This is a genomic window from Xylophilus sp., from assembly GCA_009914555.1.
Lineage (GTDB): Bacteria > Pseudomonadota > Gammaproteobacteria > Burkholderiales > Burkholderiaceae_C > WNDY01.
Genome location: WNDY01000028.1, coordinates 28,247 through 44,592 on the forward strand (window position 1 = coordinate 28,247; position 16,346 = coordinate 44,592).

The following is a 16,346-nucleotide window of genomic DNA, read 5'->3' on the forward strand; positions in this document are numbered from 1 at the left end:
GGCGGCCGGCCGGAACGACCTGGAGACATCCCATGCGCCTTTTCGCGGTCCTGCGCATGCTGGCCGCCGGCCTGGCGGCCTGCGGCAGCGTGCTGGCCCAGACCTATCCGGCGCGTCCGGTCACCGTGATCGTGCCGTTCCCGCCCGGCGGATCGTCGGACGCGAGCATGCGTGTCATGTCGGCCAAGCTCGGCGAGAAGCTCGGCCAGCCGGTGGTGCTCGACAACAAGCCCGGCGCCAATGGCAGCATCGGCGCGACCCTGGTGTCGCGCGCGCCGGCCGACGGCTACACGCTGCTGGTGGGCTCCATCGGCACCTATGCGACCACGCCGCTGCTGCTCAAGAGCGTGCCCTACGACCCGCTGCGCAACTTCGACCTGCTGACCATCTCGGTGCGCACGCCCAACGTATTCGCGGTGCCGACCAGCCTGCCGGTCGACACCGTGGCCGAGCTGGTCGCGTACATGAAGAAGAACCCCGGCAAGGTGGCCTTCGCCTCCGCGGGCGTCGGCTCCACCGACCACCTGTCGAGCGTGCTGTTCTGGCAGAAGACCGGCACCCAGGGCGTGCACGTGGCCTACAAGGGCGGCGGCGCGGCCATCACCGACCGGATTGCGGGCCATGTACAGGTGCTCATCAGCAACGTCGGCGTGCTCGCGGGCCACATCCACGGCGGGCGCCTGAAGGCGCTGGCCGTCACTTCGGACAGGCGCGTGCCCGAGTTGCCGAACGTGCCCACGATCGCCGAGGCCGGCTTCAAGGGGCTCGAAGTCTCTTCATGGCAGGGCATCGCCGCGCCGCACGGCCTGCCCGCGCCGGTGCAGCAGAAGCTGGTGCAGGCGCTCGACGCCACGCTCCAGGATCCGCAGGTGCGCAGCCAGCTCGAAACGGCCGGCTTCGAGGTGGTCAACAGCGGCCCGGCGCGCTTTCGCAGCGAGCTCGCCGGCGACATCGCCCGCTGGAAGACCGTGATCGACACCGCCGGCATCACGGCCGACTGAACGACCTTTGACTTTTCCTCCTCCACTCCAAGGCCCTCGCATGACCCGGATCAACCGCCTCGAATTCATCGATTTCGAATACGAGGTGACCAACCTCGCTGCCCACACCGAGCACACCCACAACCACGTCGCCTACAAGAAGGGCGCCCAGATGAAGATGCGCAAGTTCGCCGTGGTCGTCGAGGCCGACGACGGCTCGCGCGGCGAATACGTGACCATGTGGGGCGGCACCCGCCCCTCGCTCGCCCCGGGGCTGATGCTCGCGCCCAACATCCTCGGGCGCGATCCGGCGATGCGCGAGGACATCTACGACGACTGCAAGCGCCTGCTGCACCACTTCGACCACATGGGCTATGCGCCGATCGACATCGCGCTGTGGGACCTCGAAGGCAAGCGCCTCGATGCCTCCATCCAGCGCCTGCTGGGCGGCTACCGCAAGCGGCTGAAGGCCTATGCCAGCACCTTCCACGGCGACCGTGCCGGCGGGCTCGACAGCCCGCAGGCCTTCGGCGACTTCGCCGCGCAGTGCAAGGAGATGGGCTACCCGGGCTACAAGATCCACGGCTGGTTCGATGGCGACAAGAAGGCCGAGGCCTCCATCATCCTGGCCGCGCGCAAGGCCGTGGGCGACGACATGGACCTGATGTACGACGGCGGCTGCGACCTGAAGACCTTCGCCGATGCGCTCTACGTGGGCAAGGCCTGTGACGAGGCCAACTACTTCTGGTACGAAGACCCGTACCGCGACACCGGCATCTCGGCCTTCTCGCACAGGAAGCTGCGCGAGATGCTCAAGACCCCGCTGCTGATCGGCGAGCACGTGCGCAGCCTGGAGCCCAAGGCCGACTTCATCATCGCCGGCGGCACCGACTTCGTGCGCGTCGATCCCGAGTACGACATGGGCATCACCGGCGCCATCAAGACCGCGCGCATGGCCGAGGCCTTCGGCCTCGACGTCGAGATCCACGCGGTGGGCCCGGCGCACCGCCACGTGATGGGCGCGATCCGCAACTCGAACTACTACGAAGTCGCCCTCGTCGGGCCCGACTGCCCGAACGTCGTGCCGCCGGTCTACAGCTGCGGCTACACCGACCAGATCGACTGCATCGACAAGGACGGCACGGTGCCGGTGCCGGAGGGTCCGGGCCTGGGCGTGACCTACGACTGGGACTGGATCCACAAGCACGCGGTGCAGCGCCACGTGTTCGACCTGACCAAGCGCTGATGCCCGCGGCGCGCAGCCGGCCGCAGAGCCGGCGCCGCCGACCTCACCAGGAGACACACGCCATGCGACGCAGAATCCTCGTAGGCGCCTGCGCGGCCGCCCCGCTTGCCTCTTTGCTGCCGGCCGGCGCCGCGCAGCCGGCCTATCCGGCCAAGCCGGTGAGGTTCATCGTCGGCTTTCCGCCGGGCGGCACCACCGACGTGCTGGCGCGCATCGTGGCCGCCGGGCTGGGCGAGCGGCTCGGCCAGCAGTTCATCGTCGACAACCGCGCCGGCGCCAGCGGCATGATCGGCACCGACGCGGTGGCCAAGGCGCCGGCCGACGGCTACACGCTGCTGTTTTCGAGCAGCACGCTTGCGACCTACCGCGCGCTCTATCCCAAGGTGCCGTTCGAGCCCGCCACCGACCTGCTGCCGATCGGCATGGTGGCCCCCACGCCCTACGTGCTCGTGGTGCACCCGAAGCTGCCGGTGCACACGCTGGCCGAACTCGTCGCCTATGCCAAGGCCCATCCGGGGCAGATCGACTATGCCGCCTCGGCCCCCGGCGGCGGCCAGCACCTGGCCTGGGAGATGCTCAAGCGCAACACGCGCACCGACATGGTCTACGTGCCCTACAAAGGCACCGGCGCGCTCATGCCGGACCTGCTCGGCGGCACGCTGCAGGCCGGCATCGACAATGTCGCGGTGCTGGCGCCGCACATCCGCAGCGGCGCGTTGCGGGCCATCGCCGTGACCGGCGCCACGCGCTCGCCGCTGCTGCCCGACGTGCCGACCGCAGTCGAGTCCGGCCAGCCGGACTTCAAGGTGATCGGCTGGTTCGCCGTGTTCGCGCCGGCGCGCACGCCGGCCGCCGTGGCCGCGCGGCTGACCGAGGCGCTGGCGGCCGTGCTGCAGCGCAAGGACGTGCGCGACCGCATGGTCGAGCTGGGCGCCGAGCCCGACAGCGGCGGGCCCGACGCGCTGCGCCGGCTACTGGCCGCCGAGACCCGGCAGTGGGGCGGGCTCATCCGCGACGCCGGGATCGTGGCGCAATGACGGCCCGCCTTCCCGTGCCCGCGGCGCGGGCCGCCGCGGCGGCGGTGCTGGAGGCCGCGGGGCTGGCCGCGCCGCAGGCCGAGTCCGTGGCCCGCCGCCTCGTCGAGGGCGACCTGCTCGGCCACCGCACCCACGGCCTGGCGCAGCTGCCGACCTACCTGGAGCGCATTGGCGACGGCCGCATCGCCACCGCCGGCCGCATCGAGGTGCTGCACGACGGCGGCGCTCACTTCAGCTGGCACACGCCGCGCCTGCCCGGCGCCTGGGTGATGGAACAGCTGGTGGCCCAGGCGCTGGAGCGCTCCGCGGCGCATGCGGTGGTCACCGCCACGCTGGCCAACTGCACCCACATCGGCGCGCTGCAGGCCTACCTGGAGGACATCGGCCGCCGCGGCCTGCTGGCGCTGCTGATGGTGACCGACCCGGGCGTGGCCTCGGTCGCGCCGCCCGGCGGCGCCGACGCGGTGACCACGAGCAACCCGATCGCCGCCTGCATCCCGACGGGCGGCGACCCGGTGCTGATCGACCAGAGCACGACGCTCGCGAGCAACGGCGCCATCGCCCAGCACGCGGCCGCGGGCCGGCGCCTGCCGGGGCGCTGGCTGCTCGACGGCCAGGGCGTGCCGACCGACGACCCGGCCGTGATGCAGGCCACGCCGCCGGGCACGCTGCTGCCCGTGGGCGGCGAAAACTTCGGCTACAAGGGCTTCGCCTGCGGCTTGCTGGTGGAGGCGTTCGCGCTCGCGCTCTCGGGCTTCGGCCACGACCTGCCGCGCGTGCGCGGCGCGCAGGGCGTGTTCCTGCAGATCATGGCGCCGGCGGGGTTCGGCGGCGGTGCCGATGCCTTCCTGCGCGCCACCGATGCGCTGGTGGCGCAGTGCCATGCGAGCCGGCGCATCGACCCGGACCGCGCCGTGCGCCTGCCCGGCGAGCGGGCGCTCCAGAGCAAGCGCGAGCAGCAGCGCCACGGCCTGCTCTGCGATAGCGGCCTGCTGGCCACGCTGGACGGCTGGGCCGCGCGGCTCGGCTCGGCCCGGCGCTTCACCGCGACCTGACCCAGACGGCACATCGGTCGCCGAGGAAACTTCCCATGCATCCCACCCGCCGCAACGCGCTGGCAGCCCTGTGCTGCGCCGGCGCCTCCCCGCTGCTGCAGGCCGCCGCGGCCTGGCCCGACAAGCCGGTGCGCATTGTCGTGCCGATGGCCGCCGGCGGCAACGACGACATCATCGCCCGCCTGGTCGGCCAGGACCTGGCGGCGCTGCTGGGCCAGCCGGTCATCATCGACAACAAGCCCGGCGCCGGCGGCAACATCGGTGCCGACGCCGTGGCCAAGGCCCTGCCGGACGGCTACACGCTGGTGCTCGGCGCGGTCGGCACCCACGCGATCAACGCGAGCCTCTACCGCCGCATGCCCTACGACATCCGGCGCGACTTCACGCCGATCGCCATGATGGCCTCGGTGCCCAACGTGCTCGTGGTGCATCCTTCGCTGCCGGTGAAGACGGTGCAGGAGCTGATCGACTACGGCCGCCAGAACCCGGGCAAGCTCAACTTCGCCTCGTCGGGCGCCGGCAGCTCGATCCACCTGTCGGGCGAGATGTTCAAGTCGCGCACCGGCATCGAGATGATGCACGTGGCCTACAAGGGCAGCGCGCCGGCCTTGGCCGACCTGCTGGCCGGGCAGGTGCAGCTGATGTTCGACAACCTGCCGACCTCGCTGCCGCACGTCCAGGCCGGCCGCCTGCGCGCGATCGCCGTGACCAGTCTGAAGCGCTCCGCGTCGCTGCCCCAGGTGCCGACGGTGGCCGAATCGGGGCTGCCGGGCTTCTAGGCCGGTTCGTGGTTCGGCTTCCTCGGGCCGGCACGCATGCCGGCCCCGGTGGCCGAGACGCTCAGCCGTGACGTCCTGCGCGTGGTGGCCACGCCCGAGATGCAGCAGAAGCTCGCGTCGCGCGGCTTCGAGCCCGACGCCAAGGATGCCGCCGCGTTCCGCGCCTACATCGACGCGGAGATCCGCAAGTGGGAGGCCGTGGTCCGCCAGTCCGGCGCGACCGTCGATTGATGCGGCCGACCGATCAGAGCTTGTAGAACGCCTGGATCCGGTCCCAGGCTTCCTGCGGGTCGTCGGTCAGACTGAACAGCTTCAGGTCGGCGGCCGAGATCGTGCCTTCCTCCACGAGCACTTGGAAGTCGATGAGACGCTTCCAGAACTCGGTGCCGAACAGCACGATCGGCACCGGCTTGGCCTTGCCGGTCTGCACCAGCGTGAGCACCTCGAACAGCTCGTCGAGCGTGCCGAAGCCGCCCGGGAAGGCCACCAGCGCCTTCGCGCGCATCATGAAATGCATCTTGCGCAGCGCGAAGTAGTGGAACTTGAACGACAGCTCCGGCGTGATGTAGGAGTTGCCGCTCTGCTCGTGCGGCAGCGCGATGTTGAGGCCGACGTTGCGCGCACCGGCTTCGTGGGCGCCGCGGTTGGCCGCCTCCATGATGCCGGGGCCGCCGCCGGTGCAGATGGTGATGCGCTCCGATTCGGGGCGCTTCTGGCTGTCCTCGGCCACGAGGCGGGCGAACTGGCGGGCCAGGTCGTAGTAGCGCGAATTGCGCACTGCGAGCTTCGCGCGCGCGATCTGCTGCGCGTCGCCTCCGGCCTCGGCCTGCACCAGCGCGGCGCGGGCCTCCTCGGGCGGGCGAAAGCGCGCGCTGCCGTAGACCACGACGGTGTTGTCGATGCCGTAGGCGGCCTGGCCGAGGTCGGGCTTGAGCAGTTCGAGCTGGAAGCGGATGCCGCGCGTCTCGCGCCGCAGCAGGAACTCGGGGTCGGCGAAGGCGAGGCGGTAGGCGTCGGCGTGCAGCGGGTTGCCGGCGTCGGCATGGGCCTGGAGTTCGGCCCAGGCGTCGGCGAGTCGGCGGTCGTTGAGATTCTATGTCGGATTGCATGGGCCGTCATTGTCGCCGTTGGGCGCCGCCAGCGCGCTGCGGTCCACCTCGCTATGATCGCGCCCCAGACCATGACGACAACGGCACCGGCGGACCCCGCGACCCTTTCCTCGCTGCTGCGGCAGCATTCCTTCATGCGGTTCTGGCTGACCCGGCTCGCCGGGACGGCCGGCAACCAGATCCTGATGGTCGCGGTGGGCTGGCAGATGTACGACCTGACCGGCCGCGCCTGGGACCTCGGACTCGTCGGCCTCTACCAGTTCGTGCCGGCGCTGCTGCTCACGCTGGTGGCCGGGCAGGTGGCCGACCGGCTGCACCGCGGGCGCATCGTCGCGGCCTGCATGGTGCTCCAGGGCCTGGTCGCGCTGATCCTGGTGCTGGCGACCGAGGGCCACTGGGCCGGGCGCTGGCTGCTGTTGGCCGTCTCGGTGCTGCTGGGCGTGGCGCGGGCCTTCCAGATGCCGGCGCAGCAGGCGCTGCTGCCGCTGCTGGTGGCGCCGGCGCAGCTGCCGCGGGCCATGGCCTTCAGCTCCGGCGCGCTGGAGATCGCGGTGATCGGCGGCCCGGCGCTCGGCGGCCTGATCTTCGTGGCCGGCGCCACGGCCGTCTACGCGACCTGCGTGGCGCTGTTCGCGCTGGCCAGCATGCTGGCGATGCGGATGCGCTACGAGCACGTGCCGCCGCCGCCCGAGCCGGTGTCGGTGCAGACCATGCTGGCCGGTGTGGGCTTCATCTGGGACCGCAAGGTGGTGCTGGGCGCCATCGCGCTCGACCTGTTCGCGGTGCTGCTGGGCGGCGCGGTGGCGCTGCTGCCGATCTACGCCAAGGACATCCTGCACACCGGCCCCTGGGGCCTGGGCCTGCTGCGCGCGGCGCCGGCCGTGGGCGCGCTGGTCATGTCGGTGGTGCTGGCCCGCTGGCCGCTGGAGCGCCGGGTGGGCGGGCGCATGCTGTGGGCCGTGGCGCTGTTCGGCGTGGCGACCGTGGTGTTCGGCTTCTCGCAGAGCCTCGCGCTGTCGATCCTGGCGCTGGCCGTGACCGGCGCGGCCGACATGGTCAGCGTGGTCGTGCGCCAGACCCTGGTGCAGCTGCAGACGCCGGACGCGATGCGCGGGCGGGTCAGCGCGGTCAGCTCGATCTTCATCGGCGCGAGCAACCAGCTTGGCGAGTTCCGCGCCGGCAGCATGGCCGCGCTGATCGGGCCGGTGGGCGCCGTCGTGGGCACGGTGCTGGTGGCGCTCGGCTGGGTCCGGCTGTTCCCGGCGCTGGCGCGCTACGACCGCATCCAGTAGGGGGTATGTGCCCGCAGCCAGTATGTGACGCTGGCTATGGGTTGTTACTCCCGCCGGTATTTGTCCGAAAGCTGCGCGCTGAGGCTGGGCGGCACGTCGGCCGCGCCGCTCTGCCGCGCGCGGAACAGCGCGGCGCGCATCAGGAAGATAGTGGTGATCGGGAAGCCGATCGACAGCAGCGCCGCCAGGATCAGCGCATGCAGCGTCAGCCCGCCGTCGTGCAGCGAGAAGTACAGCACATTGGCCCAGAGGATCAGCCAGCTGCCCATCGTGGCGCCCAGCGTGGGCGCATGCACCCGCTCGAAGAAGCTGCGTAGCCGCAGCAGGCCGACGGCGCCCAGCAGCGCGATGGCGGCGCCGGCCACCGCGAGGACGCCGGTGACGACCTCGGCCCAGAGCGGAACGGTCATGTCGAAACCTCCGTGCTGCGCGCGGCGGTGCGAACCCCTTCGGACGGCTGTGCGGGGCTCATTCGATGACCTCCCCGCGCAGCAGGAACTTGGCAATCACGGTCGAGCCGACGAAGCCGAACAGCGCCATCAGCAGCGCCGGCTCGAAGTAGCTGCTGCTGGCATAGCGCAGGCCCAGCACCAGGATGGCCAGCATCGCGCAGGTGTACATGCAGTCCAGCGCCAGCACGCGGTCCTGCGCCGTGGGGCCGCGCAGCATGCGGGCCAGCGCGCAGGCCATGGCCAGCGCCAGCAGCGCCAGCGCGAGCGACAGCGACCAGGCGAGAAAGGGGCTCATCATGATTCGAAAATCTCCATCAGCGGGCGCTCGTAGCGCTCCTTGACCATGCGCACCACCGCCGCGGCGTCGTCCAGCTCCAGGATGTGCAGCAGCAGCACGCTGCGGTCGAGCGAGAGCTCGCCCCAGGCGGTGCCGGGCGTCATGCAGACGATGGCGGCCAGCACGGCCAGGCCGTTGGGGTCGCGCAACTCCAGCGGCACATGGACGAAGCCCGAAGGGGGCGAGCGGTGCGCCGGCATGAGCAGCCGGCGCGCCACCGCGCAGTTCGACCGGCTGGCGTCCACGGCCACCGTCGCCATCAGGCGCAGCACCGCGCCGGGCCGGCGGATGCGCACCCGCCGCGGACGCAGTCCGGCGGCCAGCACCGGGATGACCAGCGCCAGCACCGCGCCCAGCAGCAGGTGGCCGGCGCCGAGCGAGCGGTTGAGCAGCAGCCACAGCGCCCACAGCGCCAGCGACAGCAGCGGGGCCGGCGCGATGCGGCGCGCGATGCGGTGCGGTGTCTTCATCGCGCCCCCTCCACCGCCGCCGCGGCGGCGGCCGAGGCTTCGGGCGAGGGCACCGGCCGCGCGCCGAGCACCGAGCGCACATAGACCTCGGGCGCGAACAGCGCGTCGGCCGTGGCCTGGGTGTAGCGCATCACCGCGCCGGCCTTCACCGTCAGCAGCACGCACAGCAGCAGCAGCGCCGCCACCGGCAGGCCCTCGGCCAGCCGCAGCTGCGGCGCGTCGCGGCCCTGCGGCGCCCACAGGTGGCGGATGCCGGCGCGCGACAGCGCCAGCAGCGACAGCAGGCCCGAGCCGATCAGCAGCGCCAGCAGCGTCCAGCCGGCCCAGCCCGGCTGCTGGCCGTAGGACGAGCCCAGGCCCAGCGGGTTGAGCACGGCGCCGAGCATGGCGAACTTGCCGACGAAGCCCGAGAGCGGCGGCAGTCCGGCCAGCAGCAGCGTGCAGGCCATGAAGGCGATGCCGAGAAAGGCCGCGGCCGCGGGGATCGGCCGGCCGACGATCAGATCCTGCGGCTCGTCGTCGATGCCGGCCGCGTCCGACGCACGCAGGTCCGGCGCGAGGAAGGGCGCCACGTCGCCGCGCGCATGGGGCGCCACGCTGGCGCCGTCGTTGCGCCAGCGCTCGATCAGGTCGGCCAGCAGGAACAGCATGCCCACGGCCAGCGTGGCGCTGACCAGGTAGTAGAGCGCGCCGGCCACGAGGACGTTCTGGCCGAAGCCGATGGCCGCGACCAGCGTGCCGGCCGACACGATGGCGCCGTAGCCCGCGAGGTGGCCCAGCCGCTGCGCGCTCAGCGTGCCCACGGCCGCGGCGCCCAGCGTGAGCAGCCCGCCGGCGACGAGCCACTGCGCGCCGAACAGCGCCGAGTCGCCGGCTTCGCTGCCGAACAGCAGCGTCCACAGCCGCAGCACCACGTAGACGCCGACCTTGGTCATGATGGCGAACAGCGCGCCCACCGGCGCGGTGGCCGCAGCATAGGCCGGCACCAGCCAGAAGTTCAGCGGCCACTGCGCGGCCTTGATGAGGAAGGCCACGCCGGGAATGGCCGCAGCCGCGTGCAGCAGGCCGCGGTCGGCCGGTGCCACCAGCGGCACGGCGCGCGCGAGGTCGGCCATGTTGAGCGTGCCGGTGATGCCGTAGAGCATCGACGCGCCGATCAGGAACAGCGACGAGGCCGCGAGGTTGACCGCGACGTAGTGCAGTCCCGCGGCCACGCGCGGACGGCCCGAGCCGTGCAGCAGCAGGCCGTAGGAGGCCGCGAGCAGGATCTCGAAGAACACGAACAGGTTGAACAGGTCGGCCGTGAGGAAGGCGCCGGCCAAGCCCATGAGCTGCAGCTGGAACAGCGGATGGAAGTGCACGCCCGCGCGGTGCCAGCGCGCCGCGGCATACACCGCCGACGCGAGCCCGAGCGTGCCGGCCAGCACCAGCATCAGCGCCGAGAGCCGGTCCAGCGCCAGCACGATGCCGAACGGCGCCGGCCAGTTGCCCGGCAGGTAGACGCCGAGCGTGGCCGGCTCGCTCTGGTGGTCCACCCAGCGCAGCAGCGCCACCGCCGCCAGCAGCCCGAGGAAGGTCGAGCCGATGTTGAGTGTGAGCTTCAGCCGCTGGCGCTCTTCCTTGAGCAGCAGCATGAGCGCGGCCGTGAGCATCGGCAGCACGATCGGCGCCAGCAGCAGGTGCGGCATCAGCGGCGCGGCGAGCGAGCCCATCAGGCCGACTCCTCCGTGCTGTGGCCGCGCCCGTCCACATGGTCGGTGCCCGAGAGCCCGCGCGAGGCCAGCAGCACCACGAGGAAGAGGGCGGTCATCGCGAAGCCGATGACGATGGCCGTCAGCACCAGCGCCTGCGGCATCGGGTCGGCATAGTGCTCCAGGTTCTGCGGCAGGCCCTCGCGCAGCACGGGTGCCTTGTTGATGGCCAGGCCCAGGCGGCCCATGCTGAAGATGAACAGGTTGACCGCGTACGAGAGCAGCGACAGGCCCATGACGACCTGGAAGGTGCGCGGGCGCAGCAGCAGCCAGACGCCGGAGCCGGTCAGCACGCCGATGGCGATGGCAAGCACGATCTCCATCACCAGGCACCTTGGGAGTATGGCTTCGCAGCGGGCGTCGGCTGCCGGCTACCGGGGAATACTACCCAATCACCGAGATCTTCCGCCAGGCGGGCACGGAAGCGGTGGCTGCGCACCGACTGGTGGGCCAGCGCGGTCAGGATCAGCAGCGTGGCGCCGACCACGAGCGTGAACACGCCGATGTCGAAGAACATCGCGCTGGCGATGTGGATGTCGCCGACGAGCGGCAGGTGCAGGTGCGCGGTGTGGGTGGTCATGAACGGATAGCCGAAGGCCAGCGAACCGAGCCCGGTCGCCAGCGCCAACAGCATGCCCGCGCCGATCCAGCGCCGCGGATAGAGCGGCAGGTGGGCCTCGACCCACTGCGTGCCCGAGACGATGTACTGCAGCAGCAGCCCGATCGACAGCACCAGCCCCGCGACGAAGCCGCCGCCGGGCTGGTTGTGGCCGCGCAGGAACAGGTAGAACGCCACCAGCGTGGCGAACGGCAGCAGCAGCCGCACCAGCACCGCGGGCACCATCAGGTAGCCCACGGCCGTATCCTCGGCCAGGCGCGGGTTGATCAGGTCGGTGGACAGGTCGGCCGGCACGGCGCGCTGCTGCGGCGGCAGGTCCAGCGTCTCGGCCGCGGGTCGGAAGCGGCGCAGCAGCGCATAGACCGTGAGCGCCACGATGCCCAGCACCACGATCTCGCCGAAGGTGTCGAAGCCGCGGAAGTCCACCAGCATCACGTTGACCACGTTGGTGCCGCCGCCCTGCGTCAGCGCGTTCCCCAGGAAGAAGGTGGAAGTGCTTCCGGGGAAGGGCCGGCGCATCATCGTCCAGGCCAGCGCCGCCATGCCGGCGCCCGCCGCCAGTGCGACCGCCATGTCGCGCGCGCGCCGCATGCGGGCCGAGCGGCGCTGCGCCGGCAGGGCGCGCAGACCTTCCTCGCGCTTGGGCAGCCAGCGCAGGCCGAGGATGACGAGCGCGGTCGTCACCACCTCGACCGCGAGCTGCGTGAGCGCGAGGTCGGGCGCCGAGAACCAGACGAAGGTCACGCAGGTGGCGATGCCCGCGCCGCCCAGCAGCGTGAGCGCGGCCAGCCGGTGGTACTTGGCCTGCCAGGCCGCGCCGATGGCGCAGGCCATGCCGATGGCCCACAGCAGCACGAAGGCTGGCGACATCGGCAGCGCCGCGCGCACGCCGGCCGGCAGGCCCGTGGCGCCGGTCGCCGCGGCCCCGGCGGCGGCCAGCGCGGCGCAGACCAGCCACAGCATCTGCGGCTGCAGGCGCCGCGTGTCCAGCAGCCGGCGGCCGCGCCGGCCGGCCAGCGTGATGCGCGCGAGCAGGTTCTCGAACGTCCGTTTGCCGTTGAAGGCGCGGACCACCGGCGGCTCCTCCATGCGCCCGCGGCTGCGCTGCCAGCGCAGGAACAGGTAGAGCGCCAGCCCGCCGAACAGCGCGACGAAGCTCATCGCCAGCGGCAGGTTGAACCCGTGCCAGACCGCCAGGCTGTATTCGGGCAGCTCGCCGCCGACCACCGGCAGCGCGGCCGCGGCCAGAAAGCGGCCGACCGACCACGACGGCACGATGCCGACCACCAGGCAGGCCAGCACCAGCAGTTCCACCGGCACCCGCATCCAGTGCGGGGGCTCGTGCGGCGTGCGCGGCAGGTCGTCGGTCCGCGGGCCGAAGAACACGTCCCAGGTGAAGCGCAGCGAATAGGCCACGCTGAAGACGCCCGCGATGGTCGCGGCGATCGGCAGGCCCAGGTTCACCGCCGGCGTGGCGTTGATGTAGACCGTCTCGGCGAAGAACATCTCCTTCGACAGAAAGCCGTTCAGCAGCGGCACGCCGGCCATCGACGCGCTGGCCACCATCGCCAGCGTGGCGGTGACCGGCATCAGCCGCCACAGGCCCGACAGCCGGCGGATGTCGCGCGTGCCGCTCTCGTGGTCGATGATGCCCGCGGCCATGAAGAGCGACGCCTTGAAGGTCGCATGGTTCATGATGTGGAAGACCGCGGCCACCGCGGCGAGCGGGCTGTTCAAGCCCAGCAGCAGCGTGATCAGGCCCAGGTGCGAGATCGTCGAATAGACGAGCAGGCCCTTGAGGTCGTTCTGGAACATCGCCGCATAGGCGCCCAGCAGCAGCGTGCACACGCCCGCGCCGCCGACGAGCCAGAACCATTCGGGCGTGTCGCCGAGCACCGGCAGCATGCGCGCTAGGAGGAACACGCCGGCCTTGACCATCGTGGCCGAATGCAGGTAGGCCGACACCGGCGTGGGCGCGGCCATCGCATGCGGCAGCCAGAAGTGGAACGGGAACTGCGCGCTCTTGGTCAGCGCGCCCAGCAGCACCAGCACCAGGATGACCGGGTAGAGTGGATTGGCCCGCACCTGGCTGGCCGCGGCGACCACGCGGTCGAGGTCGTAGCTGCCGGCCACGTGGCCCAGCACCAGCATGCCCGCGAGCATGCACAGCCCGCCGGAGCCGGTGACGGTCAGCGCCATGCGCGCGCCGCGGCGCGCCTCCCGGTCGTGGTGCCAGTAGCCGATCAGCAGGAACGAGAACAGGCTCGTCAGCTCCCAGAAGAACGCGATCTGGATCAGGTTGCCCGACAGCACCACGCCGGCCATCGCGCCCATGAACGCGAGGAAGAACGAGAAGAAGCGCGGCACCGGGTCCTTGGGCGACATGTAGTAGCGCGCATAGAGCACCACCAGCGAGCCGATGCCCAGCACCAGCATGGAGAACATCCAGGCGAAGCCGTCCATGCGGAGGACGATGTCCAGCCCCAGCGCGGGCAGCCAGGCGATCTGCTCGCGGACCACGCCGCCCTCGGCGATGTCGGGGAAGTACAGCGCCGCCTGCACCGCGCAGAAAAGCGCGATCACCCCGGCCAGGGTCGATTCGGTATTGCGGGCGTTGGAAGGCAGGAAGGCAGCGATCAGGCTGCCGAGGAAGGGAAGGAGGATGAGGGCGGCAAGGGGCATGCGCGATCGATTCTATCGGCCGTCCTGCACGGGAACCGGCGCAACAACCCGCAACTCCACCGGATTGCGGCCGCTCATGCCGCGAGCTGCCGCCATCGCGCGCCAAAAAGAAAACCCGCCGTCAGGCGGGTCTCGCAGGAAGCGGGCGGAGGGGGGTGGCCGGGCTATTTGCCGGTGACCTTGTCCTTGGCGTCCCTGGCCACTTCCTTGGTCTTGTTGGCGGCAGTGCTGGCACCGTCCTTGATCTTCTCGGAGACCGGCTTGTCGCCGGGCTTGGCGTTGGCATAGCTCCTGCCGTTGACCGTCAGGCCTTCGTTGGACAGCTTGCTCGCGCGGCTGTCGCCCACGCCCTTCACGCGGGCGATGAAGTCGTTCCAGTCCTTGAACTCGCCCTTCTTGCGTTCCGACAGGATGAGCTTGGAAGTGGCGGGACCGATGCCCTTGACGGCATCGAGTTCGGCCTCGGTGGCCTTGTTCACGTCGGTGGCGGCGAAGGCCGCGACCGCGGTCAGCATGGCGATGAAAGCGAGAAACTTCTTCAGCATGATCGACACTCCTGGGTTCTTGCCGGGCGGCTGGCGGCCTGCCTGGACGGTTGCTATGGATGAAGCGCAGGCCCCGCGGTGCGCAAGGGCGCGGCCAATATACCCGGAAATACCTGCACGCCGCCCGGGGGCAGCTCAGAGTTCTTCCACCCGTTGTGGCGGGTAGCTGTCCCAGCTCTGGCAGCCTGGGCACTGCCAGAAATGCTGCTGCGCCTCGAAGCCGCAGGCCGCGCAGCGGTAGCGCAGCAGCGGCTTGGCGGCCTGGTCGAGCGCGCGCTGCACCTGCGGGTGGTACTGCTCGTGCGCGAGCTGCTCGCCGGCGAGCCAGCGGGCCGCGGCGACGAGCGAAGGTTCCTGCTCCAGGTGGCGCACGTAGCGGCTGCGGGCCTGCTCGTCGTCGATCTGCGCGGCGCGGTCGAGCGCGACCAGGCTTTCGAGCACGTCGAGGGAGGGCGTGCGGGCATACCCCTCTTCCAGCAGCCCGCGCGCCGCACCGGTCTGGCCGCTGGCGCTGGCGGCGGTCACCAGCAGCGGCGCCACCAGTGCCAGCGCGCCGGGTGTGGCCGCGGCGATCTCGCGCACCGTCGCCACGGCCGCGTCGTGCCGGCCCTGCAGCTGCTGCAGCCGGGCCAGTTCCACGCGGGCGCGCGGGGCCTGCGGTGCGGCGGCGATGGCCTGCTCCAGCAGCGCGAGCGCATGCGGCACGTCGTGGTTGCGGGCCAGGGTGAGCGCCTGTTCGCACAGGTAGTGCGCCTGGCGCACGCTGAAGTCGCCCTGCTGGGCGTCGTGCATGCGCTGGGCGATGGCCGCGGCCTGGGGCCAGTCGCGCGAGCGTTCGTAGATGGCCAGCAGCGCGAGCCGCGCCTGCGCCTCGAACGGTGTGCCCTCGAGGCGGCGCAGCGCGTCCTCGGCGCGGTCGAGCAGGCCGGCCTTGAGGAAGTCCAGCGCCAGCGCATGCTGGGCCCGCTCGCGGTCCATGCGGCCCAGGTCGCCGCGCGACAGCAGGTGCTGGTGCACCCGCACGGCGCGGTCGTATTCGCCGCGGCGGCGGAACAGGTTGCCGAGCGCGAAGTGCAGCTCCGAGGTGTCCGGGTCGTTCTGCACCGCCTCGATGAAGGCGTCGATGGCCTGGTCCTGCTGCTCGTTGAGCAGGAAGTTCAGGCCGCGGAAATAGGCCTTGGGCGCCTGGCGGCCCTCGATGCGCATCTGGCGCAGGTCGAGCCGCGACGCGAGCCAGCCGAGCACGAAGGCGGCCGGCAGGCCCAGCAGGATCCAGGTGAGGTAGTCAAATTCCATCGTGCAGCGGCGGCTCGTGGAGGACGGGGGCACCACCGGCCGGGGCGGCCGTCGCCGGCGCGGGCGCCAGGCCGGTCGGCGCGGCGGCGCGCCGGGCGGCGCTGCGGTGCTTCCACCAGCGCGGCACCATGCCGAGCACGCCGACCACGAGGCCGGTGGCGAACGCGGCCAGCACGACCAGCACCAGCGGCGCATGCCACTGGGCGCCGAAGAACAGGTGCACGACGGTGTCCTGCTGGTTGTTCAGTGCGAAGGCGAAGAGGGCGAAAAAAATGGCTGCCTTGAGCAGCCACATCAGATATTTCATGCAGTTCCTCTGTGACGAGGAAAATTCTACCGGCGCATCAGGAGGGCTTGCCGGATTCGAGTTCGCTGGTGCGCTGGTCGACCGCTTCGCGCAGGGCCTTGCCGGGCTTGAAGTGCGGCACGCGCTTCTCCGGAATGGCGACGCTCTCGCCGCTGCGCGGGTTGCGGCCGATGCGCGGCGGGCGGCGGTTGACCGAGAAGCTGCCGAAGCCCCGGATCTCGATGCGGTGGCCGCGCACCAGCGCGTCGCTCACGGCGTCGAAGATCGTCTTGACCGCCTGCTCCGCATCGCGGTGCGTGAGCTGGCCGAAACGGGCCGCGAGTTCTTCGACGATGTCTGAACGGGTCATGGGTGCCTTGAGGGGCTGGAGGCCGGGAGCTGAAGGCTAG

At 71.3% G+C, this 16,346-nt stretch carries 15 protein-coding genes and 2 pseudogenes; 6 read left to right on the top strand and 11 right to left on the bottom strand.

Going from position 1 to position 16,346, the window contains the following annotated elements; all coding sequences use genetic code 11:
* Window positions 1-32: 32 nt before the first annotated feature.
* The 5 genes and pseudogenes from GAK38_RS13455 (at window position 33) to GAK38_RS13475 (ending at window position 5,328) form a co-directional block, all read left to right on the top strand.
* A complete protein-coding gene (locus GAK38_RS13455; protein ID WP_325344910.1) occupies window positions 33-1,001 on the top strand; it encodes a Bug family tripartite tricarboxylate transporter substrate binding protein in 969 nt (322 codons plus the stop codon).
* 40 nt (window positions 1,002-1,041) lie between these two features.
* Window positions 1,042-2,226 (top strand): enolase C-terminal domain-like protein, encoded by a 1,185-nt coding sequence (locus GAK38_RS13460; protein WP_325344912.1) that lies wholly within the window; start codon window positions 1,042-1,044, stop codon window positions 2,224-2,226.
* 62 nt (window positions 2,227-2,288) lie between these two features.
* Window positions 2,289-3,263 carry a Bug family tripartite tricarboxylate transporter substrate binding protein gene (locus tag GAK38_RS13465; RefSeq protein WP_325344913.1) on the top strand — a complete coding sequence of 325 codons (975 nt, stop codon included), beginning with the start codon at window positions 2,289-2,291 and terminating at the stop codon, window positions 3,261-3,263.
* Window positions 3,260-4,318 carry an Ldh family oxidoreductase gene (locus GAK38_RS13470; RefSeq protein ID WP_325344915.1) on the top strand — a complete coding sequence of 353 codons (1,059 nt, stop codon included), beginning with the start codon at window positions 3,260-3,262 and terminating at the stop codon, window positions 4,316-4,318. The genes GAK38_RS13465 and GAK38_RS13470 overlap by 4 nt, the downstream gene beginning before the upstream one ends.
* A 35-nt stretch (window positions 4,319-4,353) precedes the next feature.
* A pseudogene (locus tag GAK38_RS13475) lies at window positions 4,354-5,328 on the top strand (Bug family tripartite tricarboxylate transporter substrate binding protein).
* Between the two features lie 13 nt (window positions 5,329-5,341).
* Here GAK38_RS13475 and GAK38_RS13480 read toward each other — a convergent pair.
* Window positions 5,342-6,187 (bottom strand): annotated as a pseudogene (locus GAK38_RS13480) (TIGR00730 family Rossman fold protein); the annotation flags it as partial.
* A 90-nt stretch (window positions 6,188-6,277) separates the two neighbouring features.
* Between GAK38_RS13480 and GAK38_RS13485 the strand changes: the two are divergent.
* Complete coding sequence (locus GAK38_RS13485; protein ID WP_325344917.1) at window positions 6,278-7,498, top strand: MFS transporter; 1,221 nt, start codon at window positions 6,278-6,280, stop codon at window positions 7,496-7,498.
* Window positions 7,499-7,542: 44 nt separating this feature from the next.
* On the opposite strand, the gene GAK38_RS13490 is transcribed toward GAK38_RS13485, so the two are convergent.
* The 10 genes from GAK38_RS13490 to GAK38_RS13535 form a co-directional block, all read right to left on the bottom strand.
* Window positions 7,543-7,908, bottom strand: coding sequence for a monovalent cation/H(+) antiporter subunit G (locus GAK38_RS13490; RefSeq protein WP_325344919.1), 366 nt, complete (start codon window positions 7,906-7,908; stop codon window positions 7,543-7,545).
* A gap of 58 nt (window positions 7,909-7,966) precedes the next feature.
* The gene (locus GAK38_RS13495) at window positions 7,967-8,245 is read right to left on the bottom strand and encodes a K+/H+ antiporter subunit F (protein ID WP_325344921.1); all 279 of its coding nucleotides are present in this window, start codon (window positions 8,243-8,245) and stop codon (window positions 7,967-7,969) included.
* Window positions 8,245-8,739, bottom strand: coding sequence for a Na+/H+ antiporter subunit E (locus tag GAK38_RS13500; RefSeq protein ID WP_443089216.1), 495 nt, complete (start codon window positions 8,737-8,739; stop codon window positions 8,245-8,247). The genes GAK38_RS13495 and GAK38_RS13500 overlap by 1 nt, the downstream gene beginning before the upstream one ends.
* Before the next feature lie 14 nt (window positions 8,740-8,753).
* On the bottom strand, window positions 8,754-10,469 hold the full coding sequence (locus GAK38_RS13505; protein ID WP_325344924.1) for a monovalent cation/H+ antiporter subunit D: 1,716 nt from the start codon (window positions 10,467-10,469) through the stop codon (window positions 8,754-8,756).
* On the bottom strand, window positions 10,469-10,831 hold the full coding sequence (locus tag GAK38_RS13510; protein ID WP_325344926.1) for a Na+/H+ antiporter subunit C: 363 nt from the start codon (window positions 10,829-10,831) through the stop codon (window positions 10,469-10,471). The genes GAK38_RS13505 and GAK38_RS13510 overlap by 1 nt, the downstream gene beginning before the upstream one ends.
* On the bottom strand, window positions 10,831-13,809 hold the full coding sequence (locus tag GAK38_RS13515; RefSeq protein WP_325344928.1) for a monovalent cation/H+ antiporter subunit A: 2,979 nt from the start codon (window positions 13,807-13,809) through the stop codon (window positions 10,831-10,833). Before GAK38_RS13515 ends, GAK38_RS13510 begins: the two co-directional genes overlap by 1 nt.
* A 164-nt stretch (window positions 13,810-13,973) precedes the next feature.
* Window positions 13,974-14,354 (bottom strand): ComEA family DNA-binding protein, encoded by a 381-nt coding sequence (locus GAK38_RS13520; protein ID WP_325344929.1) that lies wholly within the window; start codon window positions 14,352-14,354, stop codon window positions 13,974-13,976.
* A 135-nt stretch (window positions 14,355-14,489) separates the two neighbouring features.
* A complete protein-coding gene (lapB, locus tag GAK38_RS13525; protein ID WP_325344931.1) occupies window positions 14,490-15,650 on the bottom strand; it encodes a lipopolysaccharide assembly protein LapB in 1,161 nt (386 codons plus the stop codon).
* On the bottom strand, window positions 15,640-15,957 hold the full coding sequence (locus GAK38_RS13530) for a LapA family protein (protein ID WP_325344932.1): 318 nt from the start codon (window positions 15,955-15,957) through the stop codon (window positions 15,640-15,642). The genes lapB and GAK38_RS13530 overlap by 11 nt, the downstream gene beginning before the upstream one ends.
* A 37-nt stretch (window positions 15,958-15,994) precedes the next feature.
* Window positions 15,995-16,306 carry an integration host factor subunit beta gene (locus GAK38_RS13535; RefSeq protein WP_325344934.1) on the bottom strand — a complete coding sequence of 104 codons (312 nt, stop codon included), beginning with the start codon at window positions 16,304-16,306 and terminating at the stop codon, window positions 15,995-15,997.
* Window positions 16,307-16,346 lie beyond the last annotated feature (40 nt).